A 17,764-nucleotide genomic window follows, 5' to 3' on the forward strand; every position below is an offset into this window, starting at 1 on the left:
GGCACCAACGGTCGAGTTTACTTGATGACAGGGGGGCGGTCAAACGGAGCCGTCGGGCGTGTCGCGCGATGCGGCCGGCCCGCCGCCTAGACTCGCCGCATGACCGTGCTGATCGACCCGCCGCTCTGGCCCAAGCACGGCACGGTGTGGTCGCACCTCGTGAGCGACAGCTCGATCGAGGAGCTCGTGGCGTTCGCCGAACGGGCGGGGATCCCCGCCCGCGGCTTCGACCTCGACCACTACGACGTGCCGCAGGAACGGTACGACGAGCTCGTGCGCGCCGGCGCCGTGCCGGTGCCCGCGCGCGAACTCGTGCGCCGGCTCCGCGCGAGCGGGCTCCGGGTCACGCCGCGCGAGCGGCACGGCCGGTCACTCGGCGCCTGAACCGCCGGGCGCCTCGTCTGCACGCGTGATCACGGGCGGAGCGCCCGCGGGGCTCAGCGCCGCCGTGGAGACCCGTCGGCTGCGCGACTTGGCGCGGCCCTCCCCCGGGCGCTTCGGCGCCGGCAGCGCGTCGAGCACCGAGTCGAGGAGGACCTCGGCCTCGGCCACCCGCACCGGGCGCTCGCGCCGCACGGGCACCTCGGGCAGGCCGGGGAGCTCGATGAGCGGAACCGAGGCCGGCTGCGCGTCGGCGGGAGCCGGTGCGGCCGCGGGCGCCTCGACGGATGCCTCGGGGCGGCCGCCCGCCTGCGAGGCCCGACGGTGCCGTCCGCGGCGACGGCCCGACGGCTCGCGTGCCTCGGTCGCCGCGGGAGCCTCGGCGGGTGCCGTGGGAGCCTCGGACGTGTCGGATGTCCCGGATGCCTCCGGTGCCTGCTCGGTCGACGTCGGAGCCTGCTGCGCGGCGGCGTGGGCGGCCGCGGCATCCGCTGCCTTCTGCTCGCCGTGCGACAGCGTCGAGGCGGCGATGAGCGCGAGCGCGTGCTTCGCGTCCTCGGTGATGCCGTGCGTGCCGGTGTGCGGCTTGGGCTCGGCGGGCTGCTGCGGCGCCTGCGGCTGGCCGCCGCCCTGCCCGCCGCGGCCACGGCGGCGCTCGGGCTGCTGCGGCTGCTGCGGGGAGCGGTGCCGGGCGATGGGCTCGTGGTGCACGATGATGCCCCGGCCGGCGCAGATGTCGCACGGCTCGGAGAACGACTCCAGCAGGCCCAGGCCGAGCTTCTTGCGGGTCATCTGCACGAGGCCGAGCGAGGTGACCTCGGCGACCTGGTGCTTCGTGCGGTCGCGCGAGAGGCACTCGACCAGTCGCCGCAGCACGAGGTCGCGGTTCGACTCGAGCACCATGTCGATGAAGTCGACCACGATGATGCCGCCGATGTCGCGCAGTCGCAGCTGGCGCACGATCTCTTCGGCCGCCTCGAGGTTGTTCTTCGTGACGGTCTCCTCGAGGTTGCCGCCGGAGCCGACGAACTTGCCCGTGTTGACGTCGACGACCGTCATCGCCTCGGTGCGGTCGATGACGAGGGAGCCGCCCGACGGCAGCCAGACCTTGCGGTCGAGCGCCTTCTCGATCTGCTCGGTGATGCGGAACTCGTCGAACGCGTCGCGGTCGCCCGCGTACGCCTCGACGCGCTCCATCAGGTCGGGGGCGACGGCGCGCAGGTAGCGCTCGATCGTCTCGCGCGCCTCGTCGCCGGCGATGATCATCTTCTGGAAGTCCTCGTTGAAGACGTCGCGGACGATCTTGATCAGCAGGTCGGGCTCCGAGTGCAGGAGCGCCGGCGCCTGCACCTTCTCGAGCTGCGTCGAGATGTCGGCCCACTGCGCGAGCAGGCGGTTCACGTCGAGCGTGAGCTGTTCCTCGGTGGCCCCCTCGGCCGCGGTGCGCACGATGACGCCCTGGTTCTCGGGGAGCACCTCCTTGAGGATCTTCTTGAGGCGGGCCCGCTCGGTGTCGGGCAGCTTGCGGCTGATGCCGTTCATCGAGCCGTTCGGCACGTACACGAGGTACCGGCCGGGAAGCGAGATCTGGCTCGTGAGGCGGGCGCCCTTGTGGCCCACCGGGTCCTTCGTGACCTGCACGAGCACGCGGTCGCCGGGCTTGAGGGCGAGCTCGATGCGGCGGGGCTGGTTCTTCTCGCCGTTCTCGGCGGCGGCATCCCAGTCGACCTCGCCCGAGTAGAGCACGGCGTTGCGGCCGCGGCCGATGTCGACGAACGCGGCCTCCATGCTCGGCAGCACGTTCTGCACGCGGCCGAGGTAGACGTTGCCGATGAGCGACGCGTCCTGGTTGCGTGCGACGTAGTGCTCGACGAGCACGCCGTCTTCGAGCACGCCGATCTGGATGCGGCCGGCCTTCTGACGGACGATCATCGAGCGGTCGACCGACTCGCGGCGGGCGAGGAACTCGGCCTCGGTGATCACGGCGCGTCGGCGGCCGGCGTCGCGGCCGTCGCGGCGACGCTGCTTCTTCGCCTCGAGGCGGGTGGAGCCCTTGACCTTCTGCGGCTCGGTGATGAGCTCGACCTCGCGGGGCTTGCGCACGCGCACGACCGTGTTGGCCGGCTCGTCGCCCGCGTTGCGCGGCTCCTCGCCGGTGCGGCGACGGGTGCGGCGACGCACGCTCGTGCCCTCGTCGGATGCCGCGGGGCGCTCGCCGCGCTCAGGACGCTCGCCGCGCTCGCGGTCGGGACGCTCGCCGCGCTCCGGACGCTCGGGCAGTGCGAGCACGGGCGGGGCGTGGAAGATGAGCGAGGTCGTGGTGAGCACCGCGGGGATCGGCGAGGCGGGCTCGGCGGCCGGCTCCTCGGCGGGCTGGGCGCCCGGCTCGGCCGACTCGGTGTCGGCCTGCTCGGCGTCCCCGTCGGCCTGCGTCGCGTCGGTGTCGGCGCCCTCGGCGTGCGGTGCCTCGTCGTTCACGGACCCGGGCGCGGACTCGGCCGCGGACGGGGCCTGCGCCTCGGTCGTGCCGTCGACGTGCTCGACCGAGGGAGCCGGAGCCGCGGCATCCGCACCGGCCTCGGCGGAAGCGGACGCGAGGTCGTGCTCGCTCGTGTCGCCGGCGCGCGGCACGACCTGGGCGCGACCGCGACCGCTGCGACGTGCTCCGAACAGGCCGCCCCGACGCCGGGACGCTGCGTTCACGGATTCGGGTTCGTTGGTCTGGTTCTCGTTGCCTTCCACCATCTCTGGTGCACTCCTACGTCGGGTGTCGATGGCCGCGCCATCGTGCCCGTACTCCTCAGAGCGGCCCCACGCCGTGCGCGGAACCGCCAATCCTTCACTACTGCGCCCGGCGGGTGCCGGTGACGCCACGTCTCGCGGTGCATTGGACCGCGTGTCGGATGCGGTGCATCCTCAAAGCCTTCATTGGCGTCGCGCGGGCGCGGCCCGGACGACTTCCTCGATTATCGCACGGTCTCGTCGGTACGCGCGGAATCGGCGTGCGGGAACTCGCAGGTGCCCACGGAATCGCATGCCAGAATACGGACATGCCCGACGACTCCCCCACGAGAACCCGGCCCGTGGCGTTCGCGATCTTCCTCATCGTCGCCGGGGCGCTCGGGCTGCTGGCCGCATTCGAGCTGTCCATCGAGAAGATCCTCACGCTCTCGAACCCCGACTACGTGCCCAACTGCAATGTCGGCGTGCTCGTCGGTTGCAGCGTGAACCTGGCATCCGACCAAGGCTCGGTGTTCGGCTTCCCCAACCCGTTCATCGGGCTCATGGCCTGGCCGGTCGTGATCACGATCGCCGTGGCGCTCCTCGCCGGAGCCGCGTTCGCCCGCTGGTTCTGGATCGGCTTCAACGTGGGCGTCACCGGCGCACTCGTGTTCGTCGGCTGGCTCATCGCGCAGAGCATCTACGTGCTCGACGTGCTCTGCCCGTGGTGCATGCTCACCTGGTCGGTCACGATCCCGGTGTTCTGGGCCGTGACCCTGTACAACCTGCGCGAGGGGCATATTCCGGCGTCGGCACGTGTGCGTGAGTTCGCGGGACGCCTGTTCTCGTGGATCCCGGTCATCACCGTCGTCTGCTACGCGATCGTCATCCTGCTGGCACAGGCGCAGATGAACGCGATCCCCCGGGTCCTCATCGACCTGCAGAACCTGTTCTGATCGCCGCGCGCGCTCATCGCGCCGCGCGGGCGGGCGGCATCCGTCTGACCGGGGTGCCGGCGGGTCACTCGCGCCACTCGACGATCCGGTCGGCGTCCCACGGCTCCGACCACCCGAGCTCGTCGAACATGCGCGAGAGCACGATCCCCGTGAACCCCCAGATCAGGCGGCTCCCGACGGTGAACGCGGGCGCGCGGTAGACCACGCCATCGAGTGCGTGCTCGGTGCTCGCTCGGTTGTCCGGATGCAGCAGGTCGGCCACCGGCACGCGGAACACCTCGACCGATTCGTGGTGGTCGACGGCGGCGACGTGCGACGGCCGCACCCACCACGCGGGCACCGGCGTGACGAGGTGGTTGCTCACGGGTACGGCCATCGGCGGGAGCACGCCGAGCGCGTCGATGCCCTCCGGATCGAGGCCGGTCTCCTCGACCGCCTCGCGCACGGCGGCGTCGACCGGTCCCGCGTCGGACGGCTCGATGCGGCCGCCCGGGAAGGCGATCTGCCCAGGGTGGCTGCCGAGCGTCGCGGCGCGGCGCAGCAGCAGCACGTCGAGGTCCCGCGGAACGGAGCCGCTCGACCGGGCGGCGAGGGCGTCGAGCACCCCGAACAGCACGAGGACCGCCGCGGGGCGCGCGCCGCCGGGATCTGCGAGCACGCGCGTGCGATCCGTCCGCCACTCCAGCCCGCGCTCGCACAGGGCCACGAGCTGGGCTCGGGCATCTGCAGTCGACGTCGGCATCTGCACAGCCTACGGACTCGTGCCGTGGCGCGGGTGGGGGCCGGCGACGCGGACCGGCCGCCGACGCCGGGCGCGCACCATCCGGTCAGGCCTCGCCGGGCACTCCGGCCGCGAGCTCGGCGAACACCGCGTTCGCGTCGTCGTCGCGCGCGAGGGGCGCGGCCTGCCCGGCCCACAGCGACTGCAGCTCGCCGAGGCCGCGCCGTGCCGCTTCCTCCCGGAACCGGGCGGTGAGCCAGTTCTGCACGGGGAACGGCGCGATCACTCCCCCGCGCTCGATCGCGCGCACGGCCCGGTTCGGGATGCCGCGGGCCAGCCGGCCGCTCATCGCCCGCGTGAGCACCATGCCGTGCGCGGTCGCCTGCGCGATGGCCTCGCGGTGCGCGTCGTTCGCCGCCGACTGCCGCGTGCGCAGGAACGCCGTTCCGACCTGCACCCCGGAGGCGCCGAGCGCGAACGCGGCCGCGACACCGCGCCGATCGGCGATGGCGCCGGCGGCGATCACCGGCACCCGCACCGCGTCGGCGACCTGCGGCACGAGCGCGAGCGTTCCCACGAGCGAGTCCTCGGCGGATCGGAGGAACGACACGCGGTGCCCACCGGCCTCGAACCCGGTCGCCACGATCGCGTCGACCCCGCCCCGCTCGAGCGCGACCGCCTCGTCGACCGTCGTCGCCGTGCCGACCACGAGGATGCCGCGATCGTGCGCCGCATCGACGACCTCGGTCGAGGGGACCCCGAAGACGAAGCTCACGACCGCCGGGCGAGCGTCGAGGACCGCGACGAACTGCTCCTCGAACGGCGGCAGGTAGCGCTCGGGCCGCTCGGGCGGCTCGAGGTCGAGTTCGTCGAAGAACGGCCGGAGCGCCCCGACGGCGGCGTCGAACTCGGACCGCGTCACCTGGGCGACGTCGTCGTGCGGCAGCCAGAGGTTGAGCGCGAACGGCCGAGCCGTGGCGTCGCGGAGCGCGGTCGCGGTGTCGCGGATGCGATCGGCGTCGTAGCCGTAGAGGCCGTACGAGCCGAGTCCGCCGCGCTCGCTCACGAGGGCCGCGAGCTCGACCGACGAATGCCCGCCGAACGGGCCGAGTACGATCGGCCGTTCGATGCCGAGCAGTGTCGCGAGATCAGCCAAGGTGTTCCTCCTCATCGGCGGGCGTCCGCCCGCACCTCCAGCACGCAGTGGTCCGCGGGCCGTCGATCAGCGCGCCGCACTCGGCGCAGACGCGGCCGAGCCAGCACGCCGGGTCCCCGCCGGGATCATCGTCTGGTAGTGCGGTCATCGGCCTCATTCGGTTGTTCGCTGAATTCACCGAAACACTATCCGGTTAATTCGGCTAGCGTGAGGGCATGACGCGCGACCTGCAGGACCGTTCCGACATCCGCGACCTCGTCGACGGGTTCTACCGCCGCGCGTTCGCCGATCCGCTCATCGGACCGATCTTCACCGAGGTCGCGAAGCTCGACCTCGACCACCACCTCCCGATCATGTGCGACTTCTGGGAGACCGTGCTCTTCAACGCCGGCCTCTACCGACGCAACGCCCTGCAGCTGCACCTCTCGTTGAACGCACGGCATCCGCTGCGACCGGAGCACTTCGATCGCTGGCTCGAACTCTGGATCGCGAACGTCGACGAGCACTTCAGGGGCCAGAAGGCCGAGCTCGCGAAACTCCAGGCGCAGCGCATCGCCGGCTCGATCAGCCGGCGGATGGCGGGACGATCCGGCAGCGGGTTCGAGACGATCGTCACGAGGGAGCACGTCGATGCGTCCTGAGCCCACGGACGCACGCGTCCATGCCGCGCTCGCGTCGGCCCCGCGCCGCCGGGTGCTCGACGCGCTCACGCGGTCGGCGACTCCGCTCGACGCGCAGACCATCGCCGCCGGCCTCGAGCTGCATGTGACGACCGTGCGGTTCCACCTCGAGCAGCTCGAGGCGGCACGGCTCGTGCACCGCAGCCGAGCCGGCGACGGGCAGGGCGCCGACGGGCGTCGGGGCCGCCCTCGCATCAACTACGTCGCCGCTGACCCAACGCAGGAGGACAGCCGCGAGCAGCTGATCGACGCGCTCGCCGGAGCGCTCGCAGCCGGCGACGACGGCGGGCGGAGTCGATCGATCGCGGCGGGCCGCACGTGGGCCGACTCCCTCGTCGTCGATGCAGGCGGCGTTGACGGCGCCGGCGACGACGAGGTCGCGACGCTCGTGCACGTGCTCGACGGCCTCGGCTTCGATCCCGTGCGCGGCGCCGACGAGATCCGGCTCCGCGCGTGCCCGTTCCGCGACGCCGCACGCGAGCACCCGCAGGTGGTCTGCTCGGTGCACCTGGGACTCGTCGAGCGAGTGCTCGCGCAGGGCGGCGGCGATCGTCAGCCCGAGCTCCTGCCCTTCGTCGAGCCGGAGGTGTGCCTCATCACGATGCGCCGCGCGACGACGTGACGGCGCGATACGCGGCGGAGGCGCCGTGCATCGCGCCGGGCGTGCATCTGCCCGGTCATGCTCGGCCCGGGCGCTCCGCGATCAGCCCGCCCGAACGGATGCCGCGAAGCGCCCCGCCGGGTCCACCGCCGCCTCGATCGCCGCGACCCGCTCCCGCTCCCCGGCTGCATACGCGTCGGCGAGCCCCTGCCAGGGCGCGAGGAACGTGGGCAGGAGCCGGCCCGACGTCCACGGAGCGAACGCGCGCTGCAGCTCACGCGCGGCATCCTCGGCTGCGGCCGCCGCCTCGGGGAACGGGGTGATCGCCAGGACCGAGAGCAGGTACCCGGCCGTGGTCGTCGCGCCGACGCCGTCGCGGCCGCCGGGTGCGCCCGTGAGGTCCCGCACCTGGAACTGCAGGAACGGCCCGCGACGCGTGGCAGCGTCGATGATCGCGCCGATCGCGGCATCCGTCAGGCGGCCCAGCGGCACCGCGAACACGAGACCGGGCGTCGGATCGGTCGGTTCCTCGCAGATGTCGCCGATCTCGCCCGGCGTACGCCGGCGCACCGTGTCGTGCACCACGGGTCCCGCAGCGCGGAACGGCTCGAGCACCTGTGACAGCTCGTCGAGCCCGCGGGTGGTCACGGCGTCGATGACGCAGAACGACTCGCCGCGCACCGGCTCGGGGATCTCGGGCAGGTCGGGGAAGTTCAGTGCCGACGCCCAGAGCGAGACGTGCGACGGCACCGCCTCGCTCGCCTCGGCGAAGGCGGAGAACAGCGCCGGCGCCGTCTCGATCGGGAACATGAGCCGCCCACCCGCGAGCTCGTCGACGGGGAACAGGTCGATCTCGGCCGCCGTCACGATGCCGAAGCGGCCGCCACCGCCGCGCAGGGCCCACAGGAGCTCGGGGTCGGTGCGGTCGTCGATCCAGCGGCGGCGCCCGGATTCGTCCACGATCTCGACGGCGCGCAGGGCGCCCGACCCCGTGCCGAACTCGCGCGTGAACCACGAGTAGCCGCCCTGCAGGGAGAAGCCGACGACCGAGACGTCCGGATTCGAGCCGATGAGGCCGGTGAGGCCCGTGCCGTCGAGCTCCTCCTGCAGCGCACCCCACTTGACGCCGGCCCCGATCTTGGCGACACGGGCGGTGGCGTCGATCCAGATGTCGTCGAGGCCGGTGGTGCGCACCACGATGGTGCCCGCGTGCTCCGCGGTCGCGCCGTGACCGCCGGCCTGCGGCGAGATGCGGTAGCCGTGGGTTGCGGCGTAGCGCACCACGGTGCTCACGTCCTCGGGCGTCGCAGCGAACAGCACCGCGGCGGGCTCGGCCTGCACCGCGACGTTCCAGGGCAGTCGGCGTACGGCCCAGTCCCGATCGGCCGGGGTGACGAATTCGCCCACGAGGTCATCGCGCAGTTCGGCGAGTCCGGGCAGCCGGCGCGCGCCGAAGACGGGATGGTCGAGGGTCATGTCGATGGTCATGCCACGAGCCTCACCGCCGGCGCCGACGGGCGCCATCCCAGCCGGCTGGTGGTCCGATACCCCAGAAACGTGGGGTGGCCGGGGATTCGCGCGTCGGGGAGACTGTGCGTATGCGCACGTATCACGCCGAATCCGCGCGTGCCGGCCTCGAGGTGCTGGCACGCGCAGGACTGCGCCCCGACGAGTTCAGTCGCGAGCTCATCGCGATCGTGGGGCGCGCGGTGCCGTTCGACGCCATGTGCGTGGCCACGACGGATCCGGCCACGGGTTTCTTCACCGGCTCCGTCAAGCAGAACCTCGACGAGGACGACGAGCTGAACTACGAGTTCGCCGTGCACGAGTACGCCACCGAGGACGTCAACCAGTTCACCGACCTCGCGCGCCGCCGGATCGGCGTGGGCATCCTGCGCGATGACACCGGCGGCGACCCGGCGCGCAGCGGCCGCTTCGCCGAGATGGTGCATCCCGTGTTCAACGCCGAGCACGAGCTCCGCGCGGTCGCCCGCTCCGGCGGGTCCATGTGGGGTGCGTACGCGCTCTACCGCAGGTCGGGCGGGTCGGGGTTCAGCCCCGCGGAGGCCGACTTCCTGCACGGCATCGAGTCGACGGTGGCGACCGGCATCCGCACGAGCCTCGTCGCGGCCGCCGCCGACCCGACCGACGACCCGACGGCGCCCGCAGTGCTCATGTTCGACCGCGACGGGCGCGTGACCCAGGCCACTCCCTCGGCCGACGGCCGGCTCGCCGACCTCGGCGGCGAGTCGTGGACCCGACTGCCCGCGGCCGTGGCATCCGTCGTCAGCGCCGGCCGTGCACGGCTGAGCGGCGCGGAGTGGGTGCTGCCGCGACTGCGCGTGCGCGGTCGAAGCGGTCGCTGGTACGTGATGCACGCCTCACCGATGCAGTCGATGGACGGCTCGGGGACCCAGGTCGTCGTCACCATCGAGGAGGCCGGCCCGCCCGACGTCGTGCCGCTGCTCATCGCCGCCTACGGCCTCACCGCTCGCGAGGGCGACGTGCTGCGAGGCGTGCTGCAGGGCCGCAGCACCAAGGAGATCGCCACCGAGCTGCACCTCTCCCCGTACACGGTGCAGGACCACCTCAAGGTGATCTTCGACAAGACGGGCGCCTCGAGCCGGCGCGAGCTCACGTCGCAGGTGTTCTTCAGCCACCAGTTCGACCGCTACGGCGCGGCGCAGCGCCCGTCGGGCAGCAACCTCGCGATCGCCGGCTGATCGGGCGGTCGGCTGATCGGCTCGTGCGGGCGGTCCGAGTCCGTCAGCGGTCGCCCGCCCGCACCGCCGCCGCGATGCGCGCGGCGAGCTCGCCGAGTTCGGCGAGGATGTCGTCGACGCCCCAGACCCGGTTGCGCTGACGCGCCGTGACCTGGTGGATGATGCCGTCGGCCTCGAGCCGGTCGAGCGCCGTGTAGACGCTCGACAGCGGCGCACCCGTGAGCTGCTGCGCCTCCTCGGCGCTCAGGATGGGATGTTCCGCGAGCACGGCGAGCAGGGACGCTGCGGCGCTGCCCGCGCGCGGCCGGCTGAGCTCGCGCCACTCCCCCGGCAGGTCGGCGAGCCGGTCGGCCGAGCGACGCGCCTCGGCCGCGGCGATGCGCGTGCCACGCGCGAGGTCGGCGACGAACTCGTCGGCCCGGCCGTCGCGGTAGCCGTTCACGAGCGCGAAGTACCGGTCGCGTTCGGCGAGCATGGCGGATGCCACGGGCACGACGGTGCGCCGGGTCAGGCCGCGTCGCCGCAGGATCGCGTTGATCAGCGCCCGCCCGATGCGCCCGTTTCCGTCGGTGAAGGGGTGGATCGACTCGAACTGGGCGTGCGCGATCGCCGCCTGCGCGACCGGGTCGAGGTCGTCGCGGTTGGCGAACACGACGAGGTCCTCCAGGTAGGCGGGTACCGTGTCCGGCGGCGGCGGGACGTGCACCGCCCCGATCGGCGAGTGGTCGGACCCGCCGATCCAGTTCTGCACGTCGCGCAGCCGGCCCGCGTAGCGGCCGTCCATCCGGTCGTCTTCCATGAGCGTGCGGTGCGCGGCCAGCAGGTCGTCGAGCCGCACCCGGCCCGCCTCTCCCGCACGGTCGATCATCTGCGCGAGTGCGCGCGTCGCCGCGACCATCGACGAGGCCGATTCGTTCGAGCGGATGCCGGCGACGGCCCGCGCGTAGTCGTCGAGGCTCGCATCGATGCGCTCGATCTTCGAGGACGAGACCGACTCGGTGCGCAGCAGGAGGCCGCCGAGCGCGCCGATGTGCCCGCGCGGGTCGGCGTCGACGGCGATGACCTCCCGGGCGGCCTCGGCGAGCGCGCCCGCCACCTCCGGCGGCGGCGTGTAGGGCAGCTCGGCGATCATCGGCGGCAGGGCGACGGTGATCTCGCGCAGCATCCGGTCGGCTCGCGTGCCGTGTCGGCCGGACTGCCGCCATGGCACGGTGCGTGCGGCGTGTGCGGGCCACGCGTGGGATGCGGTGTGGGCGACCATGTGCTCCTCGGGAAGTCGGAACAAGCCTACCGTTATTCCGAGTTATGCGGGTAACTCAGAATTATTGTCGTCCTGTTCCGACTTCGCCGGCGGCGGTCGATGGGCCCGTCACGCGTCTCGCGCGGCCGCCCGCGCGACGGCACGTTGCACCCTCGACAGCAGGCGGCGCGTGGCGAGCACGTGCGCACCCGTGCCCATCAGCAGCATCCGGTATGCCGCGCCGCGCCGGCCGGGGAAGATCGCGCGCGTCTCGGCCCGGAGCCGGCTGCGATCGGCGCCGAGGTCGTCGACGCGGAAGACGAGCTCGTAGTCGGAGTACCGGTGGCGCCCAGCGAGCGCGAGGACCGACGGGCGCTCGGCCGCCCCGACGTGGAACCCGGGGACGCTCGACCACTCCGCGAGCGGGCGCGGGCCGGATGCCGTGGTGTCCTCGCATCCGAGGAGCATCGCGAAGCGCGGGCTGCCCACGCGGTCGACGACGCGCTCGAGCGCCGACCAGACGGCGTCACGGTCGGCGTCGATCACGATCGAGTGCTCGTCCACGTGCGGCAGGGGCGGCACGAGACCCGCGCGGCGCAGGTGATCGACGAGGTGCGTCGTCAGCGGCACCGCATGGAGTTCGGCGGGCGTGAACCAGCGCGCGTCATCGGCGTCGTCGCCGCGTCGGAGCACGCCGCCGACGACGGTCGCGGCGAAGTCGTGGATCTCGAAGTCGCGACCGTCGCCCGTGGGCGTGCGCACCGTCCACAGTTCACAGCCGATCTCGACGTGGAAGCCCGTCTCCTCGAGCGCCTCCCGCGCGGCGGCCGACTCGAGGGTCTCGCCGGGTTCGACGCGTCCGCCCGGAACCGACCACCGACCCCGCTGCGGCTCCCGGCCCCGCTCGACGAGGAGCACCCGCCCGTCGGGGTCGGCGATGACCGCGCTCGCGGCGAGGACGACCTCCATGTCACCACCGTACGGCGAGTCGACCGACCTCAGCGGACGCTGCACTGCGGCCGGGCTCGAGCGCGGGCTCGAGCGCCGGCGCGGAGGAGCCGGCCGCGCACCACCCCGCGGAGATCCGCGCGCCGCACGTACGGCTCGTCCCACGATCGCGAGTCGTCGGATTCCTCGCGCGCGTCGCCCAGCACGAGGTAGCCGTCGGGCGGCACCTCGAAGGCCCCTCGGTAGCCACCCGACGGCTGCGCGTACGGCTCGGCGAGCGGCATGCCATCCACCCGAACCGCTCCCCCGTCGATGTCGACGCGTTCGCCGGGCAGGCCGATGACGCGTTTGAGGAGGATGTCCCCGCGCTCGCGCGACGCGAACACGACGAGGTCGCCGCGTCGCACCCGGGTCGTGCGGCGCACCCTGATGGTGAGCAGCAGGTCGCCGGGCTCGAGCGTCGGACGCATCGAGCCCGACCGGACCAGTGTCGTGGACATCGCGAAGCGGTTCATGAGCACCGCCGCGACGACCGCTCCGGCGAGCGCCGCCAGCCGTCTCCCGGCGCGGACCGACGCCTCAGTGGGTGCCGTGGTGCGCCCCGGGTGCGTGGTGGGACCCGTCGCCGTGGTGCGGCTCGGAGGCGTGTTCCTCCCCCTCGGCGAGGTGGAAGAATCCGACGTAGGCGGCGATGAACGCCCGCGCCGCCGGGAGGTCGTCGGCGTCGAAGTGCCGGGTCGCGAGCACCTGCTCGAACCGCTCCCGCAGCTCGGGCACCTCGTCGTCCCGGACGAGTGCCTCCAGCGGAGCCAGGCTCCCCACCGCGACGCACCGGTCGGCGGCCGCGACCTTCTCGTCGATCGGGATGCCCGACGGCCTGATGCCCGTGAACGGCTCGCCCTCGCCGGCCCGGTGCAGTCGCACGAGGGTCTCGAGGAAGTACCGGTCGGCGAGCTCGCGGGCGTCGTCCCCGAGCCCCCGCACGCGGCGGGCGAGATCGAACGCGGCGGCCAGCTCCGCTTCGTGCCGCTCGTCGACCCACTTGAGTGCGTGGTTGGCGTTCCCCGTCTCGAGCGCCCGTCGGCCATCCGCGACCGTCGGGCCGTCCATGGTGTCGCAGTGCGCGCGGGCCGGGCGGGGCACGGCGAGCGCGAGTACCGCGGATGCCGCGGCCGCGGCGAGTACTCGAAGCAGCATCCTCATCGCGGAGTCCTCTTGTTCCGGCGCGGACGGGCCGCGCCCGGGCCCAGTGTACGACCGGCGACGATATCGGCTCGGGACCTTCGCCACTGGAGGCGAGCGTCGCGGACGTGGACCCTGATCCCGTGGAGATGGGGCCCGGCGCATCGGGCCGTGGGTCCGCACCGGGCGGCCACGGTTCCGCGGTCGAGCAGTGGGCGTCGCAGCGCGAGCGCTACCTCGACAACCTCAAGGTGATCCTGATCGCCGTGGTGATCGCCGGACACGCGCTCGTCGGGTATTCCGAATTCGACTGGTGGTCGTATTCGGACGTACGCGAGGTGACGCTCGCGCCGGTGACGACGATCGTGCTGATCGCCGTGGCGCTGCCCTTCGCGCTGCTCGTCATCCCGCTGCTGTTCCTCGTCTCGGGGCTGCTCACCCCGCCGTCGGTCGAACGGAAGGGAACCGGCCGGTTCGTCCGGGACCGCCTCCTGCGCTTGGGGGTGCCGTTCGTGGTCTTCGCGATCCTGCTGTGGCCGCTCCTGGAGTACGGCCTGTTCCGCTGGCTCGGCGAGGCGCCCGGGTTCTGGGTCTACCTCCGCGCCGAGGGCAGCCTCGACACCGGCGTGCTGTGGTTCGTCGGCGCCCTGCTGGTCTTCTCGCTCGCGTACGCAGGATGGGTCCGGATACGGCGGGGGCGCGCGCAGCGGCGCCGCCGCGGTCCGATCCGTCTCGGCCACCTCGCCGCGCTCGCCGGCGTGGTCACGGTCGCGACCTTCCTGCTGCGCATGGTCGTGCCCTTCGAGACCGACAACTGGTTCATCGACGTCAACCTGTGGGAGTGGCCGGCCTCCGCTGCCCTGTTCGGGCTGGGCGTCGTCGCTGCTCGGGAGGGGTGGGTGCACGCGGCCCCGGACCGGCTCCGTCGGCAGAGTCGCACCGTGACGCTCATCGCAGTCGCCGCCGCCGGTGCGTTCGCGCTCGCGATCATCGCCCTCGGCGTCGACGAGGAACAGCTGTGGGGCGGATGGCACTGGACCGCGCTGGCGTTCGCGGCCGGCGAATGCACGCTCTCCGTCTTCGGACCCGTGTGGCTGCTCGGGTCGGCGCAGCGGCTCCTCGACCGTCCCCTCCGCTGGGCCGGCCCGGCGATCAGCCGCAGCGCCTACGGGGCGTTCCTGCTGCAGGGCATCGTGCTGATCGGGCTCGCGCTCGCGCTGCGCGTGGTGCCGTTCCCGGCCGAGGTCAAGGCGATCCTCGTCGCCGTGGGCGGGGTCGCGGGATCGTTCGCGCTCGCCTGGGTCCTCATCAGCCGCGTCCCGGGCGTGGCGCGAGTGCTCTGACGGGGTCGGCCCGCGACGAGCGGTACTGCAGCACTCTGCGCCGCGCGCGAGCGGCGCACGCGTTCGGGACCTTCGCCCCCGTGCGCGGCGGCGACAGGGAGGACCGTGGTGTGCATGGCTGCAGTGGTCACGACCGTCCACGGGCAGGTGCGGGGTCGGGACACCGAGGGCGTGCACGCGTTCCTCGGCGTCCCGTACGCCGCGCCGCCGTTCGGTGCGAACCGCCTCCGGCCTCCGCAGCCGGCACCGTCGTGGAGCGGCGTGCGCGACGCCACCGAACTGGGACCCGAGCCGCCGCAGGTGGCGCCGCCACGAACCGGTGGGCCGTCGTCGGGCGCATCGGAGGACTGGGGCGAGATCGACGATGCCTTCGCGAAGGTCGAGCGCGCCGCATCCGTCGAGGAATGCCTCAACCTGAACGTGTGGACACCGGACCCGTCGGCTGCGGGGATGCCGGTCATGGTGTGGATCCAGGGCGGCATGTTCGAGATCAGCTCCACCGCGGCGTACGACGGCAGTCGATTCGCCCGCGACGGCGTGGTCTGCGTCGTCATCAACTGGCGGCCCGGTGCGGAGGGCTTCCTCTTCCTCGACGACGGCATCGCGAACGTCGGCCTGCTCGACCAGGTCGCGGCGCTCGAATGGGTGCGGGCCAACATCGCCGCGTTCGGCGGCGATCCCGGCAATGTCACGGTCTTCGGCGAGTCCGCCGGGGCGATGAGCATCGGGATGCTGCTGGCCATGCCGCGTGCCGAGGGCCTCTTCCGGCGGGCCATCCTGCAGAGCGGAGCGGCGCAGCACACCGTTCCGGCAGCGGACGCGCGCCGGATCGGCGCGTTGCTCGCGACGAAGCTGGGCGTGCCCGCCGACCGGGACGCCATCGCCGCGGTCAGCCTCGAGCGGTTCCTCGGGGCCCAGGCCGAGCTGAAGGCGGAACTGCTCGCCGATCCCGACCCGGACCGGTGGGGACTGCCGGTGGTGGCGACGAACATGCCCTGGCAACCGGTGATCGACGGGGTCGTCCTGCCCGCACCGCCGATCGAACGGATCGCCGCCGGCTCCGCCGCGAGCGTCGACGTGCTCGTCGGCACGAACACCGACGACTGGCGCCTCTGGAGCGTGGTCAGCGGCGTGATCGGTCGGATGACCGAAGAGATCCTCACGGGGCCGATCGCGACCTACGGCGCACAGTCCCTGGCCGCCTACGGGCTGCCCGTCGAGCAGGCGCTCGCCGCCTATCGGGCGAGGTATCCGGATGCCACGCCGGGCGACGTGTTCGCGACGGTGCAGACCGACTGGTGGATGCGGATCCCGGCCATCCGCCTCGCGGAGGCCCACGCCGGCGCGGCGGCCGGCACCTGGATGTACGAGTTCGCTTGGCCCTCGCCGGGGCTCGGGGCCGTGCACGCGCTCGAGATCCCGTTCGTGTTCGACACCCTGAGCCCGGATGTCCCCCTTTTCGGGCCGATGCTGGGGCCGAACCCGCCCCATGCCCTCGCCGCCACGATGCACGCCGCGTGGATCTCCTTCGCCTCCGACGGCGACCCGGGCTGGCGGAAGTACGACCTCGCCGACCGCGCGACGATGCGGTTCGACACGACCTCGGGGGTGGTGCCCGATCCCCGGCAGTGGGAACGGGCGCTGTGGAGCGGCATCCGCTGACCGGCGCCGACCCGCGCATGTTGCGAACGAGGAGGTGAGGTCATGGCTCGAGTCGACGCGAATGCCGTCGCGGCGGGGCCGGGCTACGCCCTCTCCCCCGTGCCGAGGTACCGCCGGCCGGTGCTCGACCGGCTGACGAGCGCGAGCCGCCGGTTCCAGGTCCATGCGCTGGTCGAGCTCGACGTGTCCGAGGCCGGCGCACGGATCGCGGCGGCGGACCACCGGGTGTCGTGGACCGGGTTCGTCATCGCGAGCCTCGCCCGTGCGGTCGCGAGGCATCCGGAGGTGAATGCGCGGAAGGCCGGCGCTCGCATCCTGACCTTCGATCGGGTCGACCTCGGCGTGACCGTCGAACGGGAATGGCAGGGGCGGCGGATCCTCGACGTCGTCACGATCCGCGACGCCGACCGCACCCCGTGCGCCGAGATCTCCCGGTTGCTGCACGAGGCGAAGCACGGCCCCCCGGGTGGTGCGCCGGCGCCGCGCGGCCTGACGGCGGCGATGCTGCGCCTGCCCGGACCACTGCGGCGCACCGCGTTCCGGATCGCGGGCAGGAATCCGCGCGTCGCGGCGAGCTTCGGACCCGCGGTGGGCGTCACGTCGCTCGGCATGTTCTCGAGCGGGTGGGCGTGGGCGGTCCCCCTCGCCCCCCTGACGGTGATCGCCACCGTCGGTGCCGTCGTCGATCGCGCGGTGGTGCGCGAAGACAGTATCGTGGCGAGGCCGATGATGCCGCTCACGCTGAGCTTCGACCACGCCGTGATCGACGGCGCGCCCGCCGCTCGCTTCACCGAGACGTTCCGCTCGCTCGTCGAGTCGGCCGCGGCCTTCGACGAGTCACCGATCGACGACGGCAGCGCCGACTCGGGCGGCCCACCGGTCGCGCCGGTATCGCACAGCGACGCAGCCCCGGTCGCACCGCTCGCGTTCGACCTCGCGGTGGCGATACGACGCCCGCCACGCGCGGTCTTCGCACTGCTCACCGACATCCAGGACGCGGAACCGATTCCGCGGGACGCCGTGATCAGGATGGTCAAGGATCCCCCTGGCCCGACCGTCGCCGGCACGCGATGGCACGAATCGGTGAGGATCGCGCCGTTCTCCTGGTTCCACGTCGAGAGTGTGGTGACCGACGTCCAGCCGCCGCACCGGCTCGCGATGGACTTCCACAGCCTGTGGCTGACCGGGCACTTGGCCTACGAGATCGAGCCCGTCGCCGGCGGATGCGTCCTGCACCACCGCGAGACGGTGCGAGCGCGCGTGCTGCGGCGGTGGCTGCAGCCGCTCGTGGAGCGGGGCATGCGCCCGCGGCTCCTGCGGCGTCTGGCCGATATCCGGTCGATCGTCGAGGAGACGACGGAGGACGCGGCCACCGAGACCGTGTGAGCGACGCTCGTCGCCGAGCCGTGCCGCTCACGGATCCGACGCGAGAGCCTGCCGGGTTCCGCAG

General features: G+C 72.9%; 16 protein-coding genes. 8 read left to right on the forward strand and 8 right to left on the reverse strand.

Annotated features, from left to right (window positions below):
* Window positions 1-99: 99 nt before the first annotated feature.
* Window positions 100-384 carry a DUF4031 domain-containing protein gene (locus tag EDM22_RS07520; RefSeq protein WP_122936443.1) on the forward strand — a complete coding sequence of 95 codons (285 nt, stop codon included), beginning with the start codon at window positions 100-102 and terminating at the stop codon, window positions 382-384.
* Here EDM22_RS07520 and EDM22_RS07525 read toward each other — a convergent pair.
* Window positions 370-3,126, reverse strand: coding sequence for an Rne/Rng family ribonuclease (locus tag EDM22_RS07525; protein WP_122936444.1), 2,757 nt, complete (start codon window positions 3,124-3,126; stop codon window positions 370-372). The genes EDM22_RS07520 and EDM22_RS07525 overlap by 15 nt on opposite strands.
* A gap of 305 nt (window positions 3,127-3,431) precedes the next feature.
* On the opposite strand from EDM22_RS07525, the gene EDM22_RS07530 reads away from it, so the two are divergent.
* Window positions 3,432-4,058, forward strand: a complete 627-nt coding sequence (locus EDM22_RS07530) for a vitamin K epoxide reductase family protein (protein WP_122936445.1) — start codon at window positions 3,432-3,434, stop codon at window positions 4,056-4,058.
* Window positions 4,059-4,122: 64 nt separating this feature from the next.
* Here EDM22_RS07530 and EDM22_RS07535 read toward each other — a convergent pair whose 3' ends face one another.
* Window positions 4,123-4,800 carry an NUDIX hydrolase gene (locus EDM22_RS07535; protein ID WP_122936486.1) on the reverse strand — a complete coding sequence of 226 codons (678 nt, stop codon included), beginning with the start codon at window positions 4,798-4,800 and terminating at the stop codon, window positions 4,123-4,125.
* A gap of 85 nt (window positions 4,801-4,885) precedes the next feature.
* The gene (locus tag EDM22_RS07540; protein ID WP_122936446.1) at window positions 4,886-5,950 is read right to left on the reverse strand and encodes an NAD(P)H-dependent flavin oxidoreductase; all 1,065 of its coding nucleotides are present in this window, start codon (window positions 5,948-5,950) and stop codon (window positions 4,886-4,888) included.
* A gap of 200 nt (window positions 5,951-6,150) precedes the next feature.
* Here EDM22_RS07540 and EDM22_RS07545 point away from each other — a divergent pair, with 200 nt between their 5' ends.
* Window positions 6,151-6,576 carry a group III truncated hemoglobin gene (locus EDM22_RS07545; RefSeq protein ID WP_122936447.1) on the forward strand — a complete coding sequence of 142 codons (426 nt, stop codon included), beginning with the start codon at window positions 6,151-6,153 and terminating at the stop codon, window positions 6,574-6,576.
* Window positions 6,566-7,237 carry a helix-turn-helix transcriptional regulator gene (locus tag EDM22_RS07550; RefSeq protein ID WP_122936448.1) on the forward strand — a complete coding sequence of 224 codons (672 nt, stop codon included), beginning with the start codon at window positions 6,566-6,568 and terminating at the stop codon, window positions 7,235-7,237. The genes EDM22_RS07545 and EDM22_RS07550 overlap by 11 nt, the downstream gene beginning before the upstream one ends.
* An 81-nt stretch (window positions 7,238-7,318) precedes the next feature.
* On the opposite strand, the gene EDM22_RS07555 is transcribed toward EDM22_RS07550, so the two are convergent.
* Window positions 7,319-8,704 carry an FAD-binding oxidoreductase gene (locus EDM22_RS07555; RefSeq protein ID WP_170964052.1) on the reverse strand — a complete coding sequence of 462 codons (1,386 nt, stop codon included), beginning with the start codon at window positions 8,702-8,704 and terminating at the stop codon, window positions 7,319-7,321.
* Between the two features lie 110 nt (window positions 8,705-8,814).
* Between EDM22_RS07555 and EDM22_RS07560 the strand changes: the two genes are divergently transcribed.
* The gene (locus tag EDM22_RS07560; RefSeq protein WP_122936450.1) at window positions 8,815-9,939 is read left to right on the forward strand and encodes a helix-turn-helix transcriptional regulator; all 1,125 of its coding nucleotides are present in this window, start codon (window positions 8,815-8,817) and stop codon (window positions 9,937-9,939) included.
* 43 nt (window positions 9,940-9,982) lie between these two features.
* On the opposite strand, the gene EDM22_RS07565 is transcribed toward EDM22_RS07560, so the two are convergent.
* From EDM22_RS07565 to EDM22_RS19490, 4 genes are all read right to left on the reverse strand, one after another.
* Window positions 9,983-11,200, reverse strand: a complete 1,218-nt coding sequence (locus tag EDM22_RS07565) for a Fic family protein (protein WP_122936451.1) — start codon at window positions 11,198-11,200, stop codon at window positions 9,983-9,985.
* A 108-nt stretch (window positions 11,201-11,308) separates the two neighbouring features.
* Window positions 11,309-12,148: an NUDIX hydrolase gene (locus EDM22_RS07570; protein WP_122936487.1), complete on the reverse strand. Its 840-nt coding sequence runs from the start codon at window positions 12,146-12,148 to the stop codon at window positions 11,309-11,311.
* Window positions 12,149-12,177: 29 nt separating this feature from the next.
* Window positions 12,178-12,681: a signal peptidase I gene (gene lepB, locus EDM22_RS19485; protein WP_281274075.1), complete on the reverse strand. Its 504-nt coding sequence runs from the start codon at window positions 12,679-12,681 to the stop codon at window positions 12,178-12,180.
* A 25-nt stretch (window positions 12,682-12,706) separates the two neighbouring features.
* Window positions 12,707-13,330: a DUF6448 family protein gene (locus EDM22_RS19490; protein ID WP_170964054.1), complete on the reverse strand. Its 624-nt coding sequence runs from the start codon at window positions 13,328-13,330 to the stop codon at window positions 12,707-12,709.
* Window positions 13,331-13,437: 107 nt separating this feature from the next.
* Here EDM22_RS19490 and EDM22_RS07580 point away from each other — a divergent pair, with 107 nt between their 5' ends.
* The 3 genes from EDM22_RS07580 to EDM22_RS07590 all read left to right on the forward strand — a co-directional run bounded on the left by EDM22_RS07580 (window position 13,438) and on the right by EDM22_RS07590 (window position 17,700).
* On the forward strand, window positions 13,438-14,652 hold the full coding sequence (locus EDM22_RS07580) for an acyltransferase family protein (protein ID WP_170964055.1): 1,215 nt from the start codon (window positions 13,438-13,440) through the stop codon (window positions 14,650-14,652).
* 114 nt (window positions 14,653-14,766) lie between these two features.
* Window positions 14,767-16,314, forward strand: a complete 1,548-nt coding sequence (locus EDM22_RS07585) for a carboxylesterase/lipase family protein (protein WP_122936454.1) — start codon at window positions 14,767-14,769, stop codon at window positions 16,312-16,314.
* A gap of 42 nt (window positions 16,315-16,356) precedes the next feature.
* On the forward strand, window positions 16,357-17,700 hold the full coding sequence (locus EDM22_RS07590) for a 2-oxo acid dehydrogenase subunit E2 (protein WP_122936455.1): 1,344 nt from the start codon (window positions 16,357-16,359) through the stop codon (window positions 17,698-17,700).
* Window positions 17,701-17,764: the final 64 nt, after the last annotated feature.

This window comes from Agromyces tardus (assembly GCF_003710805.1).
Classification (GTDB): Bacteria; Actinomycetota; Actinomycetes; order Actinomycetales; family Microbacteriaceae; genus Agromyces; species Agromyces tardus.